The organism is Hymenobacter daecheongensis DSM 21074, assembly GCF_900141805.1.
GTDB lineage: Bacteria > Bacteroidota > Bacteroidia > Cytophagales > Hymenobacteraceae > Hymenobacter > Hymenobacter daecheongensis.
The window spans coordinates 170703-188397 of record NZ_FQYN01000008.1; the positions used below are offsets into that span (position 1 = coordinate 170703).

At 66.0% G+C, this 17695-nt stretch carries 16 protein-coding genes; 8 read left to right on the forward strand and 8 right to left on the reverse strand.

The genetic code is table 11. From position 1 onward, the window contains the following. Window positions 1-73: 73 nt before the first annotated feature. Complete coding sequence (locus tag BUB62_RS15650; protein WP_073111680.1) at window positions 74-919, reverse strand: molybdopterin-dependent oxidoreductase; 846 nt, start codon at window positions 917-919, stop codon at window positions 74-76. Window positions 920-945: 26 nt separating this feature from the next. Beyond that, window positions 946-1683 carry a cytochrome b/b6 domain-containing protein gene (locus BUB62_RS15655; RefSeq protein WP_073111682.1) on the reverse strand — a complete coding sequence of 246 codons (738 nt, stop codon included), beginning with the start codon at window positions 1681-1683 and terminating at the stop codon, window positions 946-948. A 288-nt stretch (window positions 1684-1971) separates the two neighbouring features. On the opposite strand from BUB62_RS15655, the gene BUB62_RS15660 reads away from it, so the two are divergent. The 6 genes from BUB62_RS15660 to BUB62_RS15685 all read left to right on the forward strand — a co-directional run bounded on the left by BUB62_RS15660 (window position 1972) and on the right by BUB62_RS15685 (window position 6251). Continuing rightward, window positions 1972-2706: a DUF2652 domain-containing protein gene (locus BUB62_RS15660; RefSeq protein WP_073111684.1), complete on the forward strand. Its 735-nt coding sequence runs from the start codon at window positions 1972-1974 to the stop codon at window positions 2704-2706. A gap of 65 nt (window positions 2707-2771) precedes the next feature. Beyond that, a complete protein-coding gene (locus tag BUB62_RS15665) occupies window positions 2772-3578 on the forward strand; it encodes a DUF1223 domain-containing protein (protein WP_073111686.1) in 807 nt (268 codons plus the stop codon). A gap of 8 nt (window positions 3579-3586) precedes the next feature. Next, window positions 3587-4288, forward strand: a complete 702-nt coding sequence (locus BUB62_RS15670; RefSeq protein WP_159437476.1) for a DUF1345 domain-containing protein — start codon at window positions 3587-3589, stop codon at window positions 4286-4288. A 65-nt stretch (window positions 4289-4353) separates the two neighbouring features. After that, entirely contained in the window at window positions 4354-4815 is a 462-nt protein-coding gene (locus BUB62_RS15675; RefSeq protein WP_073111688.1) for a hypothetical protein, read from the forward strand. A 3-nt stretch (window positions 4816-4818) separates the two neighbouring features. Beyond that, window positions 4819-5691, forward strand: a complete 873-nt coding sequence (locus tag BUB62_RS15680) for a hypothetical protein (RefSeq protein ID WP_073111690.1) — start codon at window positions 4819-4821, stop codon at window positions 5689-5691. Between the two features lie 122 nt (window positions 5692-5813). Next, window positions 5814-6251: an anti-sigma factor family protein gene (locus BUB62_RS15685; RefSeq protein ID WP_073111692.1), complete on the forward strand. Its 438-nt coding sequence runs from the start codon at window positions 5814-5816 to the stop codon at window positions 6249-6251. On the opposite strand, the gene BUB62_RS19370 is transcribed toward BUB62_RS15685, so the two are convergent. Next, window positions 6248-6385 carry a hypothetical protein gene (locus BUB62_RS19370; protein ID WP_159437477.1) on the reverse strand — a complete coding sequence of 46 codons (138 nt, stop codon included), beginning with the start codon at window positions 6383-6385 and terminating at the stop codon, window positions 6248-6250. The two genes, BUB62_RS15685 and BUB62_RS19370, sit on opposite strands and share 4 nt — an antisense overlap. Window positions 6386-6881: 496 nt before the next feature. On the opposite strand from BUB62_RS19370, the gene BUB62_RS15690 reads away from it, so the two are divergent. Then, on the forward strand, window positions 6882-8927 hold the full coding sequence (locus BUB62_RS15690; protein ID WP_073111694.1) for a T9SS type A sorting domain-containing protein: 2046 nt from the start codon (window positions 6882-6884) through the stop codon (window positions 8925-8927). Between the two features lie 235 nt (window positions 8928-9162). Here BUB62_RS15690 and BUB62_RS15695 read toward each other — a convergent pair whose 3' ends face one another. The 4 genes from BUB62_RS15695 to BUB62_RS15710 all read right to left on the reverse strand — a co-directional run bounded on the left by BUB62_RS15695 (window position 9163) and on the right by BUB62_RS15710 (window position 14720). Then, window positions 9163-10266: a sensor histidine kinase gene (locus BUB62_RS15695; protein WP_084539120.1), complete on the reverse strand. Its 1104-nt coding sequence runs from the start codon at window positions 10264-10266 to the stop codon at window positions 9163-9165. An 81-nt stretch (window positions 10267-10347) separates the two neighbouring features. Further along, complete coding sequence (locus BUB62_RS15700; RefSeq protein WP_073111696.1) at window positions 10348-11067, reverse strand: hypothetical protein; 720 nt, start codon at window positions 11065-11067, stop codon at window positions 10348-10350. A gap of 364 nt (window positions 11068-11431) precedes the next feature. Beyond that, entirely contained in the window at window positions 11432-13678 is a 2247-nt protein-coding gene (locus tag BUB62_RS15705) for a TonB-dependent receptor (protein ID WP_073111698.1), read from the reverse strand. A gap of 553 nt (window positions 13679-14231) precedes the next feature. Continuing rightward, window positions 14232-14720 carry a hypothetical protein gene (locus BUB62_RS15710; protein ID WP_073111700.1) on the reverse strand — a complete coding sequence of 163 codons (489 nt, stop codon included), beginning with the start codon at window positions 14718-14720 and terminating at the stop codon, window positions 14232-14234. A 228-nt stretch (window positions 14721-14948) separates the two neighbouring features. On the opposite strand from BUB62_RS15710, the gene BUB62_RS15715 reads away from it, so the two are divergent. Continuing rightward, window positions 14949-15401, forward strand: a complete 453-nt coding sequence (locus BUB62_RS15715) for a GNAT family N-acetyltransferase (protein ID WP_073111702.1) — start codon at window positions 14949-14951, stop codon at window positions 15399-15401. A 163-nt stretch (window positions 15402-15564) separates the two neighbouring features. On the opposite strand, the gene BUB62_RS15720 is transcribed toward BUB62_RS15715, so the two are convergent. Further along, on the reverse strand, window positions 15565-17523 hold the full coding sequence (locus BUB62_RS15720; protein ID WP_084539121.1) for a tetratricopeptide repeat-containing sensor histidine kinase: 1959 nt from the start codon (window positions 17521-17523) through the stop codon (window positions 15565-15567). Between the last annotated feature and the right edge of the window lie 172 nt (window positions 17524-17695).

The window sequence follows — 17695 nt, forward strand, 5'->3', positions numbered from 1 at the left end:
CGCCGACGCCATTTGCCGCTTTGGCGCGGCCTGTTCTTGATAGAAGGCGGAACCCACGAGCAAAGCCTCGGCCCTAGTGGCCGGCGTGCCAGTCGTAGCCGCGGGCGGCCCAGTAGTCGGCCGGGCGCTTCTCCACGAAGGCAATGGTGCCGATGCGCTTGATCTGCTTGATGCCGTACTTGAGCGGCGTCACCAGCCGCAGCGGGGCCCCGTGCTCCAGGCTCAGCGGCTCGCCGTTCATCTCGTAGCAGAGCAGCGTTTGGGGGTGCAGGGCACTTTCGATTTCCAGGCCCACGTAGTATTCCTGGTCGGGAGTGGTCAGGCTCACGAAGGGGGCCGCGTCGGCGGGCGGGTGGTTGGGGTCGAAGGCCCGGCCGGAGCGGGTGGCCAGCGGATACTTGGCCAGAAAGTCGGAGAGGCGCACGCCGGCCCAGGTCACGATGGTGCTCCAGCCTTCCACGCACTTAAACTCGGTGGTCATCTCGGTGCGGGGCAGCGCCCGGAGCTGGGCGAAGGTGAACTCCTGCGCGCGGGGCGCGGTGCCGGCCGGTGCGAAGCCCTGCACCCGCAGCCGCCAGGCCATCGGGTCAAACTCCCCGCCCAGGCCCACGTCGCCGTTGGTGCGGATTTTCCGGGCCCGGCTCCTGGCGAATTCCGGGGCCAAGCGGGTGTTGCGGTAATAGGCGCTGGTCAGGTTGTCGTTGAACTCCAGCACCTGCCGCAGGGGCCGCGGAATGCCCTGCTCCTGGGGCCTGGAAATCAGCCAGCCCCAGCCGAATACGCCGGCGGCTCCGGCCAGCCCCAGCCCGATAAACGAGCGGCGGGAGCGGTGGGCGGCCGTGCGTAGGGCCGCGGCTTCTTCGGCGGCCTCGGCGGGCGTGGGCGTGTACTCGGGCGCGGATTGGGTTTCGTCGGTCATAGGAAGGAAGGCGAAGAGACGGAAGATCAGGCCTGGGGCGCAGTAGGGGCGAACGAGGCATCGGCGGCGGGCAGCGCAGTGGGGCCGGCCACAATTTCATGGGTGCGCGGGTTCACTTCTTCCACCTCAAAGCCGGCCACCATGGCCCGGAAGTTGTTCCAGCCGGCCCGCACCACCTGCGCGATATGCACCAGGAAGAACAGCACGTAGCCGATGGTAAGGGCGAAATGCAGGATGTGGGCAAACTCGTAGCCGCCGAGCAGCTGGGTGAGCCAGCCGAACTGCGTGGGCTTATAAATGGCCAGCCCCGTGAGCAATGAGCCCAGCCCCATGACGATGACGGAAGTGTAGGCAATCTGCTGGGCCCCGTTGAACTTACGGATGGTCGGGTGCTGCTTGCTGATGCCCAGGTCGTAGAGCGTGACCTGGATGGCTTCGCGGAACGAATGCCGGTTGGGCAGCAAGTAGCGCCACTCGCCCGAAAACGCGGTGTAGAGCACGTAGAGCAGGCCGTTGAGGAAAAACGCCCACATCAGCACGAAGTGCCAGCTCATGCCCTGGCCCAGCTTGTGGTCCAGGCTCAGGGCCTTGTTGAACGAGTCGGGGAAGAACTTGAGCAGCGTGGTATCGCCCCAGCCGAGGCGGTACACGTCGTTGGCCCAGTAGATCCAGAGGCCGCTCCAGATCATGAGCGAGAGAACCGGAAAGTTGACCCAGTGAAACCACCGGATGGCTAGGGAATGCTTTTCGACAATCTTTTTCATGGGAGGCTTGTGAAGAGACGGCAGGATATGGTCAGAGTCGGGAAGCCGACAGCATGGCGGGGCAGCCCGGAGAACAAGCCGCGCTGCTTCGGAAGACGCGCCCTTTCGAAGAACCTTACACGCAATGGCAACTTTTTTTTATCTCCCGGATTTAGGGCCGGTGGCGCGGGGATTTCGGGGCGGAGCCGGATGTATTTGCGGCTCCCGCGTAAGGGTCGGCCGCGTGGGGCGTCTACCGGAACGCTGGCAGCTTACCGCCGCCGTTTCACCTTCCTAACGCCCCGTACCATGCTGCCTTCCGCCTCCCTCCTGCTCATGCCCGACATCAGCGGCTTCACGACTTTCGTCCACGAAACGGAGCTGGAGCACAGTCAGCACATCATCTCAGAGCTGCTCGAAACGCTCATCAGCGCCAACGAGCTGAACCTGACGGTGGCCGAAATCGAGGGCGACGCCGTGCTGTTCTACCGGGAAGAAAGCGTGCCGACACCCGCCCAGATCGTGGCGCAGGCGCGGCGCATGTTCCGGGCGTTTCACGGCTGGGTGCAGGAATTCGTCAGCACCTGCCCCTGCGGCTGCGCGGCCTGCCAGTCGGTGCGCAGGCTCACGCTGAAGGTGGTGGCGCACGCCGGCCCGCTGGGCTTCACCACGGTGCGGCAGCAGCGCAAGCCCTTCGGGGAGGCCGTGGTGGTGCTGCACCGCCTGCTCAAAAACGACATTCCCTCCCACGAGTATGTGCTGCTCAGCCACGCCCTGCTCGCCCACGCTCCCGGCTCGCTGGCCGTGCTCGGCACTACGGCGCAGCCCGGCATCAGCACTTACGACGATTTGGGCGACGTACGCTACGTGCATGTTTCACTCCGCGACGCCGCCGGCCCGTTTGCCCCGGTCTGGGAAGGTCCCGCTGCCGTTCCGCTCAGCTCGGCACCAGCTGCGCTATTCCTTGCCGGCCCGGCTGTGGCCCAACGAGCAGGCTCCCCGCCGCGCGGGAGCGGCGGGCGGCTTTTTTCCGACCACTTGTAAGGAGTGACGAGCCAGCTCGTCTAGCCCCTCGAAACACCGCTGTTTCCTCTACACCTGCTCTTGCCATGAAACGGATTGCCCTTGCCCTCACCCCTTTTATCACGGTAGCCACGGCCGCCGTGCTGATGAGTGCCCGCCCGATGCTGATGCCGGACGCGCCCAACGCCGCCACCCCGCCGGTGCCGGTGGTGGTGGAGCTGTTCACTTCCGAAGGCTGCTCCAGCTGCCCGGCCGCCGATGCCGCGCTGCGGGCGCTGGAAAACGAGCAGTCGTTGCCGGGCATTGAGGTACTTGCGCTGGGCCAGCACGTGGACTACTGGAACCGGCTGGGCTGGAAAGACCCGTACGCGTCGGCAGCCCTCACCCAGCGCCAGCGCGACTACGCCGCGGGCTTCGGCTCGGGCTCCTACACCCCGCAGGCCGTCGTGAACGGGCAGTACGAGTTCGTGGGCAGCCGCCGCCAGGAGCTGGCCGCCACCATCGTGAAGGCCGCCAAGGCCCCCCGCGCCACGGTGCAGCTGGCCCGCACGGCAGCCGGCGGCCTCACGGTGCGCGTGGCGGATCTGCCGGCCGGCACGGCCGCCGCCGAAGTAGCGCTGGCCCTCACCGAAAGCAACCTGTCGACGCAGGTGGGCCGGGGCGAAAACTCGGGCCGCCTGCTGCGCCACGCCGCCGTGGTGCGGGAGCTGCGCACCCTGGGCCCGGTAGCCGCCGACGGCACCTTTACCGCCACGGCCCCGCTGCCGCTGGCCGCCACCTGGAAAGTAACGAACCTGCGGGCCGTGGTGCTGGTGCAGGAAAAAAAGTCGCGCCACATCGTGGGCGTGGCCAGCCTGCCGCTGAGCCGCGCGGCCCTTACCTCGCGCAACTAGCCCCGGCCGTGCCCACCACCCGAACCCGCGCCGCCCGGCCCCTCGCCTTCCGCCTGCTGCGGCGGGCGGGCAGCTGGCCGGTGGGCGGGCGGTTTGGGGCGGCCCTGGCCCTGGGGCTGGCCGGCTACGCGCTGGCCCCCGTGGAGCTGCCGCCGGCCGGCCGCGCCGTGGTAGCCTGGGATGCCTTCGCCCTCACCTCACTGGCCCTGATCTGGTGCCTGCTGCTGACCGCCGACGCGGGCCATACCCGGACCGTGGCGGCGCGGGAATCCCCGGGGCGGGTGGTGGCGTTTGGGCTGGTGCCGGTGGCCGTGGCCTGCAGCCTCTCGGCGGTGGGCTTGCTGCTGAGCACGGGCATGATGCCCACGCTGCCACCCGCCGTGCGCCTGACCCACGTGGGGCTGGCCGGGGCGGGCGTGGCGGCGGCCTGGGGGCTGCTGCACACGGTATTCGCGCTCCGCTACGCCCACCTCTACTACAACGCCGGCCCCGCGCCCGGCGGCCTGGAGTTTCCGCCCGGCTCGCCCCGCCCCGACTACCTCGACTTCGCCTACTTTGCCTTCGGCCTCGGCATGACGGCCCAGACCTCCGACGTGAGCATCTACGGCCGGCCGCTACGCCACGCGGCCCTACTGCACGGCGTGCTCTCGTTTGCCTTCAACACGGCCGTGGTGGCCGTGAGCATCAGCGGCCTGGCCGGCGTGCTGTAATCACGCCGCGCACCGCTCTGGCGGGCACGGCTTTGTGGTTTGTTCACCCTATACTACTTCAGCCCATGCTTGCCTTCCCCCGCCTGATTTTTCTGGTACTTGTGGCCGTTGCTACGGTCTTGAGCGCCTGCAACAAAGACATCGTTGATCCGCCGGGCGCGGGCGTGGTGGTGGTGCCAGCCGGGCCGGCAACCGTACGCACCGGCACCATGCGGCCGCAGGGCGGCGTGCCGAGCAGCGGCACGCTGGCCCTGGAGCGCGACGCGTCGGGCACCGAGTACGTGCGCTTCGATGCCAGCTTCCGCACCGATTTTCATACCGGCTCGCTGGGCGTGTACCTGGCTAAGTCCGATGAGCTGGTGCGGGTGCAGCGCGCCGCCAGTGCCGCCAACGTGCTGCGCGTGGGCACCATCACCCGCGACGGGGCCCAGACGCTGGCCATCCCCGGCAGCAGCACGGGCTTCACCCACGTCATCATTCACTGCGACCCGGCTCAGTACAACTTCGGAGCCGCCCTGCTGCAATAGTCCATGCGCACTGCCCTCACTTTCGCCCGCGGCACCTGTTTCCGCCGCGGGCTGCTGCTGGCGCTGGCCGGCTGGCTGCTGACTACCAACGCACTGGCCGGCGGCGGCTGGACCCGCAAAAAGAAGAAGGGCTACGTGAAGGCCGGCCTGACCACCGTCAGCACCGACCGCTACCACCCGCTGCCGGGCGGCACCATCAGCACGGCCCGCTTCCGCCAGCAGGTATACAGCCTCTACGGCGAGTACGGCCTGACCGACCGGCTGGAGGCCACGCTCAGCTTCCCGGTATTTCGGCGCGCCACCTTCCCCGACCTCTCGGCGGGCCAGGGCGTGGGCGACCCCGAAATAGGGATGCGCTACGGCGTGCTCACGGGGCGCTGGCCGCTGGCCGTGGGCGTAGCCGTGGAAGCGCCGCTGGGCAACCCCAACACCTTCGGCCGCAGCCGCACCAACCCCGATGTGTACCTGCGCCTGCCCACCGGCGACGGCGAGTGGAACGTGTGGACCCGGGCCGCGCTGTCGCACAGCCTGCGCAAGGTGCCCGCCTTTTTCACCCTGAGCGCGGGCTATAATAAGCGCACCGGCGGCTTCACCAGCCAGTACAGCTACGGGGCGCAGGTGGGCTACCAGTTCCTGGGCAAGCTCTGGCTCACGGCCACCGCCCGCACCCTCGACAACGTGCGCCCCCCGGACCTGACCAAGTTCGGCACCATTGGCCTGGGCGAGGGCGTGGCCTATTCCACGGCCAGCCTGGGGGCCAGCTATGCCCTCACCAAAAAGCTGTCAGTCACGGCCGACTGGGCGACGGGCTTCGGCAAGCTGCGCAACGTGTACTCGGGCAGCCAGTATACAGTGGGGGTGGCCTGGGAATGGTAGGCAGCGGCGCGGTGGCCGACAGAATCCGGGCGGCGTGGTAAGGACGCGGCAAGGCAGGCATCTACCGGTCCGGAAACCAGAACTACCTTCGTCATGGCCCCTCACCATCCGCCGTTATTTCTTTGGGCCCGGCTGGCCGGTACGCTTCGGGCGCAGATCCTGACGCCCAGCGGCCGGCCGACTTCGGCGCGGGGGTGGGCCGGGCCGCTGGCTGCCAGGGCCTCTCGCCCGACGGTGCCCGCCGTTTATCCATTGCCCGTCGTGGCCGTTCCACCCCAAACTTCTACATGCTCAACTGCTACCAGGTAACCCGTCTGCTGGAAATCAAGGCCGAGCAGCCCCTGAGCTGGGGGACGCTCCTGGCTATGCGCGTGCATCTGCGCCTGTGCGTGCTCTGCCGCCGCTATCAGCAGCAAACCTACCTCATTGCCCGCGCCGCCCGGCCGGCCGCCAACCTGAACCAGGTGCAGCTGCGCGAAGAATTCAAAGCGCAGCTGCGGGCCCGGCTCCAGCAGCGGGCCGCCGCGCTGGGCGCAGCCCCGGACAGCGGAGCGGACTAGCGCCGGCCGGCACGCCAGGCTTCCGGCGGGTTTGCCCACTTGCCGAAGGGCGCGGCCTGGAGCAGCGCCACGGCGGCTTCTACCGAGTCGGCGGTGCCGCGCACTGCCACGGGCGGGCTTTGGCGGCGCAGCAAATCGGTGAGGCGGCGGCCAGCGGCTCATCTTCGATTACGAAGGCGTTCATGCTTTTTTATGGGAAAGGTAGGGCGTGGGGGCAAATGTGGGAAATATGCTGATGAGCTACTCTCTGGTATTAGGTAATGCGTGGCAGGGGAGTTCACGAAACTCATCCCTAACTGGGTTCCGTGAACTTTGATTTGGTGAACCAGTTTTTTGAACCCAGGCCACCCCGCAGTGGGCACGTTGCGCCCTGTTGTAGAGCAGTTGTTAGTGTTCAGTGAAAGGAGGGCTGAAGCGTACCTCTATTCTTGAGGGGCTGGCTAAAGCCTCAGCAATTGTATCAGGTGCACTTGATTAATCTTATCTTGCATTGAAACTCCAATTTTTAAATGCTTCATGCAGAATCCAGTACGACACTACCTGTTTTTCAAGACACTCGCTCCGTTATCTGGCCGTAGCCTGCGGCGCATGGGTGTTATAGCGGGCGTGTGCTGGTGTGCCGCAACCGGTGTGCGAGCCCAAACAGCTTCAACTTATCGGCTCACGCCTTCGTCGGGCACGTACACGCCCGTCAGCGGGGGCACGCCGGTAAACAGCATTCTGGCCGACGACGTGGTGTCGGGTCCTATTGCCATTTCGTTCAGCTTTCCTTTTGAAGGTGTGAACTACACTTCGTTTCGGGTTTCATCGAATGGCCTGCTGGGTTTCGGTAGTACGCTGAGTACCTCGCTAACCAATAACTTCAGCATCAACAGCGTGTCGGGCAGCAGCCTGCCGGCCCTCGCGCCATTTTGGGACGACCTAGACGGCGGAGGACCAGGAGCATCGGCCCAGTACGCCGTGACCGGAACGGCCCCCAACCGCGTGCTGACAATGGAATGGCTGCGTTTTGGCGCCTTTGTGAACCCGAACCCTACTACTAGCAACGTTATTTCGTTTCAGGTAAAGCTTCACGAAACGTCGGGGCGTATTGAGTATGTATACCGTCGCGAAGCCTCTTCTGCGGCTGTGACGGGTACCATTGGGATGAAGGGCCTGGGGGAGGATTTCCAGACCCTAAGCAACCCCACCAACACGGCTACCAGTGTTCGTAACGTGTCAAACAACAACCTACCCTGCCCCCTGACCGGCCAGACGTACACCTTTGTGCCCGGCAACGTGTGGACCGGCGCCGCGGGCAACGCTTGGAACGTGGCCGGTAACTGGAGCAACGGGGTAGTGCCCACCGCCACCGACGACGTGAGCATTCCGGCGGGTGCGGCCAACTTTCCGGTGCTCACCACGGCGGCCAGCGCCACCAACCTCACGGTCGCCAACGGCGCGTCGATGACCATCGGCAGCGGGGGCACGCTCCAATTGAGCGGCAACTTCGCCAACAGCGGCACGGCCACGCTGAGCGGCACCGTTGCGTTGGTCGGCAGCGCCGCCACCCAGACTCTGAGCAACGGCAGCGACTTCACAACGCTGGCAATAAATAAGCCCAGCGGCACCGTGCAGCTGGCCCAAAACGTGACCATCAATCAGGCCCTGACCCTGACCAGCGGCACGCTGACAACCACGGGTGCCTACCAAGTGAACCTGGGCGGTTCGGCCACGCTGAGCGAAAGCGAAACCAGCTACGTGCTGGGCCAGGTGGCCGCCACCCGCCCGCTAGCCCCCGGCACGGCCGAGACCTTTGGCGGGTTGGGGCTGGCGCTGACCCCGGCTGCCGGCTCGACCGCCCCCGGCGCTACGCTGGTGACGCGCACCACGGGCACGGCCCGGACCGGGGCCGGCACCAGCCAGAGCATCCTGCGCTTTTTCGACATCCAACCGGCCGTGAACACGGGGTTGGACGTGACGATGGACTTTGCCTACTTTGACCACGAGCGCAACGGCATTCCGGCGGCTAACCTGGCCCTTTTTAAGTCGGTGAGCGGCGGCACCCCTTGGATTCCGCAACGCGGCACCACGGCCGCGGGCAACGCCATCATTAAAACGGGCATCGCCGATTTCTCGGTCTGGACGTTGGGCAACAGCGCCAACCCGCTGCCGGTGGAGTTGAGCGCCTTCACGGCCACGGCTGCGGGCAACCGGGCCGTGCGCCTGGCCTGGGCCACGGCCTCGGAAAAGAACAGCCGCGCGTTTGACGTCGAGCGCAGCCGGGACGGCACCCGCTTCGAGCGCATTGGCACGGTGGGCGCGGCCGGCAGCAGCGGCAGTGCCCGAAGCTACGAACTGCTGGACAGCCAGCTGCCCGGCGGCGCGGCCACGCTCTACTACCGCCTCAAGCAGGTGGACGCCGACAGCACGTTCAGCTACTCGCCAGTGCGCACCGTGGCTATGAGTGGTGCGGCAGACCTGGCCCTGTACCCCAACCCGGCCACCCGCAGGACCATGCTCACGGGCGCGGCACCCGGTGCCCGGGTCGCGGTGTACGACGCGCTGGGCCGCGCCGTGGCGAGCGCCACGGCTGACGTAGCGGGCACGGCCGCGCTGGCGCTGCCAGCCGGGCTGCCGGCGGGCGTGTACGTGATGCGCGCCGGTGGTCGCACCCTGCGCCTCACAGTGGAATAAGCTCACGGCATGATGCGGAACGACGCAAAAAAGGCGGGCCCAAGTGCTCGCCTTTTTTGCGTCGTTCGTTAAGGAAGTATCAAGGACAGGCACCAACTTCTCGTGCACCTTATGAAGACATTGCCTACAAAAGGGCTGACCGAAGCCCCACCCTCCCCGCAGCCATAAAAGCGGCCATAAAGTTCACAAAAACGGTGGTTATACTTAGCCTACTACCTAATTCCCAGCCCATCCCTCACACCAAGCTCAGCACCGGCAGCGTCACCACGAACTCCTGCTCCGTGTGCTCCACCACCACGGGCGCGGCGGTAAGGTGGGCGTAGCGGGCCGTCAGGTTGGGCAGGCCGATGCCCAGCGACTCTTCGGGGCCCAGGCGGCGCGGGCGCAGGGAGTTGCGCACGGTCAGGGTGCGGGCGGCCTCGTCCAGGGTGATGTGCAGGTGCAGGGGCTGGCTACTGCTGGCGGCGTTGTGCTTGAGGGCGTTTTCGAGCAGCAGCTGCAGGCTCAACGGCGGCACCACGGCGTGCGGCGGCACCTCAGCGGGGCGGGGCATGGTTACGTGCAGGGCGTCGCCGTAGCGGATGTTTTGCAGAAACAGGTAGGATTGGGCAAATTCCAGCTCGTCGGCCAGGGGCACCACCTCGCGCTGGCGGGCATCGAGCACGTAGCGGTACACCTGCGAGAGCTGGCGGATGAAGCGCACCGCCACTTTGGGCTCCTCCTCCACCAACGAGGTCAGCGCGTTCAGGGCGTTGAACATGAAGTGCGGGTCGAGCTGCTGGCGCAGGCTTTCGGCCTCGGCCTGGGCCATTTCCTTCTGCAGGCGCTCGTTGCGCACCAGCGCCTCGCGCCAGCCCAGCAAAAACGAGCGGCTGTGCATAAACAGCGAGCAGATAACCGTGATGACCAGTGGAAACACGTAGCCATCGACGTATTGGGCCGAAAACAGCCGGGCCGGATCCTGGTGCCGGTACAGGATGTAGCCCAGCCGCACCATCATAATTACCGCCAACGACCCCACCAGCGACACCAGCAGCGTGAGCACCATGCGCCGGGCCGGGGCCTGCTTCCAGCCCACATACTTATCGAGCCAATCGACGGAGTAGCCGTTGGCCAGCCACAGGCCCGCGGTGTATAAGAACGTCAGCGTGAAGTTGATCAGCAGCAGCTGCGGGTTGTCGAAGCAGTGCAGGCAGGTGAAGAAGCTGATGATGGCCGAAACCAGCAGCAGCACCACCATCAGCCGCAGCCACGGGCGCGGGGCACGCAGCGGCGACGTGGCAGGAGCATATTCGGACATGGCGCAGGCAGTGGCGGGTGGTAGCGGGGCAAAAAGCATGGCAAGATAAGCGCTGAGCGCAAAGCCGCGGACGCGCCAAAACGCCCGGCCCTTTTCCGGACCGGGCGTTTCGGCTAGGGGCTACTTGGCGGCCTGGGCCGGTGCGGCGGCGGCGGGCTGCTCGTAGCTTTTCAGGCGGCCCAGCACCTGCCGCTCGCCCCAGCTCGGAGCCAGCGGCGTGGCGGGCCGGAAGGCAGCGTAGCGGGCTTTGGCTTCCTCAAACACGGGCTTCGCCGCCTCGGGCCCGCCGCCGAACATCTTGGGCGTGAAGTGCAGGTTGTTGCCCTGCACGAGGTAGATGCGCGGGTTGGCGGGGTTCAGCGCCTTGGCCTGAGTGAGGGCTTCCCCCACCATGCCCGAGTACTTCATGGAGCGCGTCATGGGGGCAATGCCCAGGCGGGCCTGGTACACGTAGGCCTGCAGCACCAGCAGCTCCGACTCCTCCCCGCCCAGCTTGCGGGCCTGGGCAATTTGGGCCTCGGCCTGGTCGAGGTATTTGTCTTTCACGTCGCCGTCTTCCTTGCTTACGAAGGCCGTGACGACGTTGCCGTAAGCCTGGTAGTAGCGGGGCAGCCAGTCGGTGGGGGCGGCGGCGGCGGCCCGCTCCAGCTTGCTCACGGTTTCTTTCAGCTGGGCCGGGTCGCCGGTGCTCATCAGCTCCGTAATGGTAGCGGCCATCATCTCGGTGTAGCCGGCCGGGGCGGCTACGGCTTTGGCGGCAGCCGGGGCGGCGGGTTTCTGTTGGGCGGCGGCGGTGAAGGAGGCAGCGGCCAGGGCGAGCATCAGCAGGTTTTTTTTCATGGCGAAAAGGGAAGAAGGAGAAGTGGTGGAAGAGTGGGTCAAAGGTGGGCGCAGAGCGGGCCGTTTGAAACTTTATGTTGCCGAAGTGTCGGATTGGCGGGATGAAGCGCAGCGGGCCTCACCCCCGGCCCCGCGGGCCTCACCCCCGGCCCCTCTCCTAAGGGAGAGGGGAGCCACGGAGGCGCGGACGGACGCGGGCCGCCGCTTCTCAGCGGCGGCCCGCGTGTTCTGGTGTGCTTGTACCAGCATGCCACTCATTTGGGGCAGCTTCGGAGGCTCGCGCCTCCGAAGCTGCGTCGTCAGGCTCCCCTCTCCCTTAGGAGAGGGGCCGGGGGTGAGGCGCGCGGGGCCGGGGGTGAGGCCCCTACTCCGGCGCCGTATTCGTATCGGCCGGGCGCTTTTTGTTGATGGAAATCAGCAGGGCCACGAACACCATGCGCGGGGCCGAAGGCTCCACGGCTACGCGGGCAAACTGGCCGCTGTCGTCGCGGGTGGTGCCGTAGCGGTAGCCGAACACGTTCGGGCGGCCCAGCACGTTGGAGCAGCTTACGTGCACGATGGTGAAGTTTTGCCACAGCTTGGTCACGTAGCTGGCGTTCAGGCTGAAATCCTGGAAGCTGGGCAGGCGGCCGGCGTTATAGCCGGTCCGGTCGTTGGGGTTGTAGTAGGCGCGGGGGCTGTTGTAGGTGTAGGTGGCCCCCACCAGCGTGTGGAGTTTGCCCACCCAGTACTTGCCCACCACGCTCAGGTTGTGGCGGGCGGCGAAGGTAGGCACGGCCGATACGGGGTCCTGGCGCTGCTGGCGGCGGGTGTCCAGAAAGCCGTAGCTGATCCAATAGTCGCCGTTCTTGATGGTTTTCTTGTCGCGCAGCAGCACGTCGAGGCCGCGGGCGTAGCCGGTGCCGGTGCTGCGGTAGGTGGCCGGGTCGGGGGGCGTGAGGAAGCTGAAGGGCGGGCTTTGGTCGTAGCGCACCAGATGGGCGTAGGCTTTCGAGTAGGCCTCCACGCGCAGGGTGCGGTTCTGATGGGTGCGCAGGTAGGTGAGCTGCCAGTGCCGGGCCTGCTCGAAGCGCAACTGCCGGGGCCGGGCGGCTCCGCGCAGCAGGTCGTTGGCGGGAGTCTGGTAGAAGTAGCCCCAGGCCCCGGAAAGCTGGGTTTTCTCGTTCAGCTGGTAGGCCAGGGCCACCCGGGGCGCGGCATTCCAGCGGCTCAGGATGCCGGAGTACTCGGCCCGGGCCCCTACCCTTCCCACCAGCTTGTTGCTCAGGGTAAAGTTGGTTTCGGCGAAGCCCGCGGCCCGGCGCTCATCAAACCCAAAGAGCATGTCGCGGGGCCCGGCCTGGAAGCGCTGCTGGTCGCGCTGCACCAAGCCTTCGAGGCCCACTTTCAGGTTCCAGTAGGCGCTGGCCGAGTCGTTGGTGAGCACCAGCCGGCCCACCAGGGAGTGCTCCAGCTCGCGCCCGGCCTGCTGGCTTTCGGCCCCCGTGCCGGCATCGCGCAGGCTGATGCGCTGGCTCTGCTGGTCGCGGGTAGCGGCCAGGCCCGTCTGGACGGACCAGCCGCGGGTGAGGACGTTGCGGAAGGTGGCGTTCAGGTAGGTGTTGTCGGACTGCAGGCCGGCGGGGCGGCCCCCGGCCCAGTCGGCGTCGGGCAGACGCACGCCCATGTTCTGCTTCGTAAACTGCCCGTACACCTTGGCCATGCCCAGCTCGCCTACTTTATGGCGCAGCGCCACCGAGCCGCCCCCCGACTCGAAGGCCGTCAGCATCTGCTGGGGCACCAGCCCGAAGTAGGGACGCATGTTCATGTAGTCGCCGCTCACCGCCACCGACGACCGCTCGGCCCGGTGCTGGTGCGAGAGGCTCAGCCCGCCCAGCGAGAAGAGCGAGATGCCGGTCTGCGTTTCCGGGGCCAGGTCTTCGGTAGTGAGCGCCACCACCGCCGACAGCGCCTGCCCGTACTCGGCCGAGTAGCCGCCGGTGCTGAAGGCCATGCCCTTGAAGAGCTGGGGCGAAAACCGCCCCCGGGCCGGCACGCCGCCCAGGCTGGCATTGTAGGGGCTTTGCAGCAACATCCCATCCAAATACTGCTTGGTTTCGCCGGCGGCCCCGCCGCGCACAAACAGCTTGCCTTCCTCCCCGTTGCGGGTGGTGCCGGGCATGGTGTTGAAGGCCCCGGCTACGTCGGCGCTGGCCCCGGCGGTGGTATACACGTCGCGGGCCGTAAACAGGGTGCTGCGCCGGGTTTCGCCAGCCTCGAAGGTGCCCGAGGTAATCACCACGTCGCCGAGCTGGTTGCGCACTTCCTTCAAAGCAAAGGTGAAGGTCTGGGCTTTGCCATCAAGCGTCACGGCCCGCTCCTGGGGCAGGTAGCCCAGTGTAGTGACCACCAGCGGCAGGGTGCCCGTGGCGCGGGTGCGGAAGCGGAAGCGGCCCACGGAGTCGGTGCTGGTGCCGTCGAAGGTGGTTTTCAGAAACACGTTTACGCCCGGCAGCGGGTGGCCGGCGGCGTCGCGCACGGTGCCGCTGAGGGTGGTGGCGGGCGTCTGGGCGGCCAGGGGCCGGGCCAACAGGGTCAGCAGAACAAGCAGCGGGAGGAACAGGCGTTTCATGGGCAGCGCGGTGAAGTGATGCCCAAAGGTGAAGCGCGGCCGGGGCCGGGGAAACTAAAGGTTGCCGAAGCGTCGGATGAGGGGGATGAAGCGCAGCGCCGGCCCCTTTCCTAAGCTGCTGTTTGCGTTGATTTTTCAGGCCGTTGAACCGTGTAGAGACGCATACTTGCGTCTCGTCGGCCGCGCCGGCCCAACGATTGCCGTTCAACGACGAGACGCAAGTATGCGTCTCTACACCGTTCTGACTACTCTTTCATTGACCCCAAACGGCTTCTTAGCTAAAGACCAGCCCCGCCACCCTCTGAACCCAACCGGTTGTCCGGCGGACCCAACCCGCTGTCCTCGGAGGACAACCAGTTGTCCGGCGGACCCAACCCGTTGTCCTCCGAGGACAACCAGGTGTCCGGCGAACCCAACCGGGTGTCCTCCGAGGACAACCAGGTATCCGGCGAACCCAACCGGTTGTCCTGGGAGGACACCCGGTTGGCTTGGCAGCACAACGGCCCCACCCGGTAGTACCGGGTGGGGCCGTTGGCGGTGAAGCAGTGCCAGTTCAGACGCCGGGCGCGGGCTTGGCGGGAACCACTTTGAGCTTGCCTTGGCCGGCGAAGCGTTTTTTCAGCTCATCGTAGGCGGCCTGGGCCCCAGGGATGTTGGCTTTGGCCGCACTCTGAATGTTGCGGTAGACCACCAGGGCGTCGGTGTAGCCTTCGCCCCCGGTTTGCATCTGGGTACTTTCCACATCCGCCACCAGCTGAAGCAGGGGGCGCAGGATGGCATCCAGGTCGGCGGTAGCCTTCACGTCTTCTTTCAGCGCCTCAAAGTCGATAAAGGAGGGCACAAAGCCCGGCGTGGCGGTGCCGTACTCTTCAATCTGCTCCATGAAGGCGACGGACCGGTCGCCCATCTTCACGATGCTCTGCCGCTGCTCGGGCGTGAGCGGATACATATAGGGATTCAGCTCCTGGCGGATGAGCAGCAGCGCGTCGGCTACTTTCTGCTGGACGGCGGCCGGGATGACAACGGCAATACGGTTGGTCATAAAAAAGGAAGAAGGTGGAAAAAAAGTAAAAAGCGATAAGCGCACTTCACCTCGTTCGGTGTGCCTGAACAGGGCGTAATAGAGAAGCAGTAGCGTGTGCGGAAAGATGGGGTAAATAGTTGAGTAACCCACCATGTGAGTGCTGGCACCTTCCGGCGCGCGGCGACCTCGCTCGCGGCAAAATCCTCCCAACATCCGCCATCTTTGCGCCCCCTTCCCCCCTCTCCTATGTCGCCCCTCACCTGGACCACCAAACCCTTTTCTGCCCTCACCCTCCCCGAGCTATATGCGCTACTGCAGCTGCGCTCCGAGGTATTTGTGGTGGAGCAGACCTGCGCCTTTCAGGATATTGACGGCCAGGACCAGGCCGCCTATCATCTGCTGGGCCACACCGAAAGCGGCGAGCTGGCCGCCTACGCGCGCCTGTTTGCGGCCGGCATCAGCTACCCCGAGGCCAGTATCGGGCGGGTGGCGGTGAGCCCGCGGTATCGGCGCTACGGGCTGGGGCGGGCGCTGCTACGCGAGGCCATAGGGGCCACGGAATCCCTGTTCGGGCCGCAGCCCATCCAGATTGGCGCGCAGCTGTATCTGAAGGATTTCTATGAGAGCTTCGGCTTCCGGCAGCAGGGAGAAATGTATCTGGAAGACGATATTGAGCACATTCACATGCTGCGCGACTGAGTGGTTTGCGGGCTGATGCACATCAAAGCGTCTGTCATCCTGAGCTTGCGAAGGACCTTATGGGATGAGAACGGTGCTCGTAACGACGACTTGCTCAAGCCTGATAAGGTCCTTCGCAGGCTCAGGATGACAGCCGCTTTGGTACGCATTAGCCCCCAACCCCCTACCCCGGCAGCGTGATGATGAACTCCGTGCCCTGGCCTTCGGCTGAAACCACCTGCAGCGTGCCGCCGTGGCCGGTGCTGATGATGTCGTGGCTGAGCGACAGGCCCAGGCCGGTGCCTTCGCCCACGGGCTTGGTGGTGAAAAAGGGCTGGAAGATCTTCTGCCGCACGTTCTCCGGAATGCCGCTGCCATTGTCGCGCACCCGGATTTCGATGCCGGCCGGCAGCCGCCGGGTCGTCACGGTCACTTCGGGGCGGTAGCGAGGGCCGGGGCTCAGCAGCTGGTGCTGGCGCACGGCGTAGAAGGCGTTGGTGCACAGGTTCAGCAGCACCCGGCCCAGGTCCAGGGCAATGACGGATACCAGCGGCAGGTCGGGGTCGAGATTGGCGGTGAGCGTGGCGCTGAACTCGGGGTGTCGGTGGCGGGTGCCCTGGTAGGCCAGGCGCAGGTTTTCGCCGGCCAGCGCGTTCAGGTTGGTCAGCTCGCGCGGGCCGCTGCCGGTGCGGGCGTGCTCCAGCATTCCTTTGATGATGGCCGTGGCCCGCTGCCCGTGCTGGCTGATGTTGGCCAGATTCTGCTTCAGCCCGTCCAGAATCTCGCGCTCCAGCCGCCCGTCGCGGGCCAGGCGCTGGGCCCCGTTTATCTCGTCTACCAGGTCGGTGCTCACCTCCGCGAATTTCTTCACGAAGCCCAGCGGATTTTGCAGCTCGTGGGCCACGCCGGCCGTCAGCTCGCCCAGAAAGGCCATTTTCTCGCGCTGCACCAGCTGGTCCTGGGCCGTTTTCAGCTCGGCCAGCGAAGCCTGCAGGGCGCGGTTGGCCCGCTGCTGCTGCAGGTGGTTGCGCACCAGCAGCCCCACAAACACCAGCAGCACCACCAGCCCGGCCAGCACCCCATACAGGCGGTAGCGGGCCTTTAGGGCCTGCTGGTCGGCGGCGGCCAGCTGGGCGCGCTGCCGCTCGGTGTAGTTGATGCTTTGCACGCGCATCACTTTCTCCTGCCCAAACAGCGTGTCCTTCATGGCCAGCATCAGGCTCTGGTACTTAAAAGCACTATCGATGGGGCCGCGGGCCTTAAAGTCCTGGGTTAGCAGCGTGCTGGCATTGAGCACGCCCCTAAGAAAGCCGTTGGCCTGCGCGGCCCGGCAGCCCAGGCGGGCGTAGTAAATGCTCGAATCGGGCTGGCCCTGCTGCTGGTAGAGCGTGGCCAGCCCCACGTAGGAAAAATTGCTGCTGCGCAAATGATGCATCCGCGCCGACTCGCTGATGCTGCGCCGGTAGTAGCGCAGGGCCTGCGGAATGTTGCCGCGCTTGCGGGCCACGTTGCCCAGCCCATACAGAATGTAGTTGGTGGGCGACTGAATGCGCCGGGCCAGCGCGTAGGCCTGCTCCTGAAAATGGGCGGCCGAGTCGGTTTCGTTGTAGAGGTCGTAGGCCAGGCCGATGTTGCTCAGGTCGATGACCACGCGGTTATTATCGCGCAGCTGCTGGCCCAGGCGCAGGGCCTGAAAGTAGTACGCGAGGCCCTGCCGCCGGTCGCGCAGATACACGTAGATAATGCCGATGCTGCGCAGATTCTGGGCCTGCATCGAGCGGTCGTGAGTGGCGCGGGCCAGCCGCAACGACTCCTGAAACAGCTCCAGGGCGCGGGCCAGGTTGCTTTCGCGCAGGGCCGCGCCCTGCCGGTTCAGCGCCGCGCACTCGCCGTGCCGGTAGCCGATGCGCCGGGCCAGGGTCAGCCCGCGCTGGGCATAGGCCTCGGCCGAATCGGTGCGCAACGCCCAGTATTGGTCACTCATCTTGCAGAGCAGCAGCACGCGGCTGGTGTCGGGCTGGGGCTGGTGCAGCTGCTGGCGCAGCATATCGAGGGTCGGGCTTTGGGCCCGCCCGGCAGGGGCAGCGAGGCCGAAGCTCAGAAATAACAGCCCAAAGAGGCAGGCGGAAAACCGGAAAAGCATGAAACAGGTGTGGTGAGCAGCGCGGCAACCTGACCACCAAACCCTTATCGGGAGAATTTCGCGGCCGGGCACATTGCGGCCGTGAATATCCTGCGAATTCGTTTAAGTTCGGCTATGGCCCGCCGCCGCCGTATCGGGCTGAGGATGAGAAAGGATAAAATAAACCCTATAT

Coding starts and splice junctions, on each gene's coding strand:
- BUB62_RS15650 (WP_073111680.1), bottom strand. CDS start 919: ATGACCGACGAAACCCAATCCGCGCCCGAGTACACGCCCACGCCCGCC.
- BUB62_RS15655 (WP_073111682.1), bottom strand. CDS start 1,683: ATGAAAAAGATTGTCGAAAAGCATTCCCTAGCCATCCGGTGGTTTCAC.
- BUB62_RS15660 (WP_073111684.1), top strand. CDS start 1,972: ATGCTGCCTTCCGCCTCCCTCCTGCTCATGCCCGACATCAGCGGCTTC.
- BUB62_RS15665 (WP_073111686.1), top strand. CDS start 2,772: ATGAAACGGATTGCCCTTGCCCTCACCCCTTTTATCACGGTAGCCACG.
- BUB62_RS15675 (WP_073111688.1), top strand. CDS start 4,354: ATGCTTGCCTTCCCCCGCCTGATTTTTCTGGTACTTGTGGCCGTTGCT.
- BUB62_RS15680 (WP_073111690.1), top strand. CDS start 4,819: ATGCGCACTGCCCTCACTTTCGCCCGCGGCACCTGTTTCCGCCGCGGG.
- BUB62_RS15695 (WP_084539120.1), bottom strand. CDS start 10,266: ATGCTTTTTGCCCCGCTACCACCCGCCACTGCCTGCGCCATGTCCGAA.
- BUB62_RS15700 (WP_073111696.1), bottom strand. CDS start 11,067: ATGAAAAAAAACCTGCTGATGCTCGCCCTGGCCGCTGCCTCCTTCACC.
- BUB62_RS15705 (WP_073111698.1), bottom strand. CDS start 13,678: ATGAAACGCCTGTTCCTCCCGCTGCTTGTTCTGCTGACCCTGTTGGCC.
- BUB62_RS15710 (WP_073111700.1), bottom strand. CDS start 14,720: ATGACCAACCGTATTGCCGTTGTCATCCCGGCCGCCGTCCAGCAGAAA.
- BUB62_RS15715 (WP_073111702.1), top strand. CDS start 14,949: ATGTCGCCCCTCACCTGGACCACCAAACCCTTTTCTGCCCTCACCCTC.
- BUB62_RS15720 (WP_084539121.1), bottom strand. CDS start 17,523: ATGCTTTTCCGGTTTTCCGCCTGCCTCTTTGGGCTGTTATTTCTGAGC.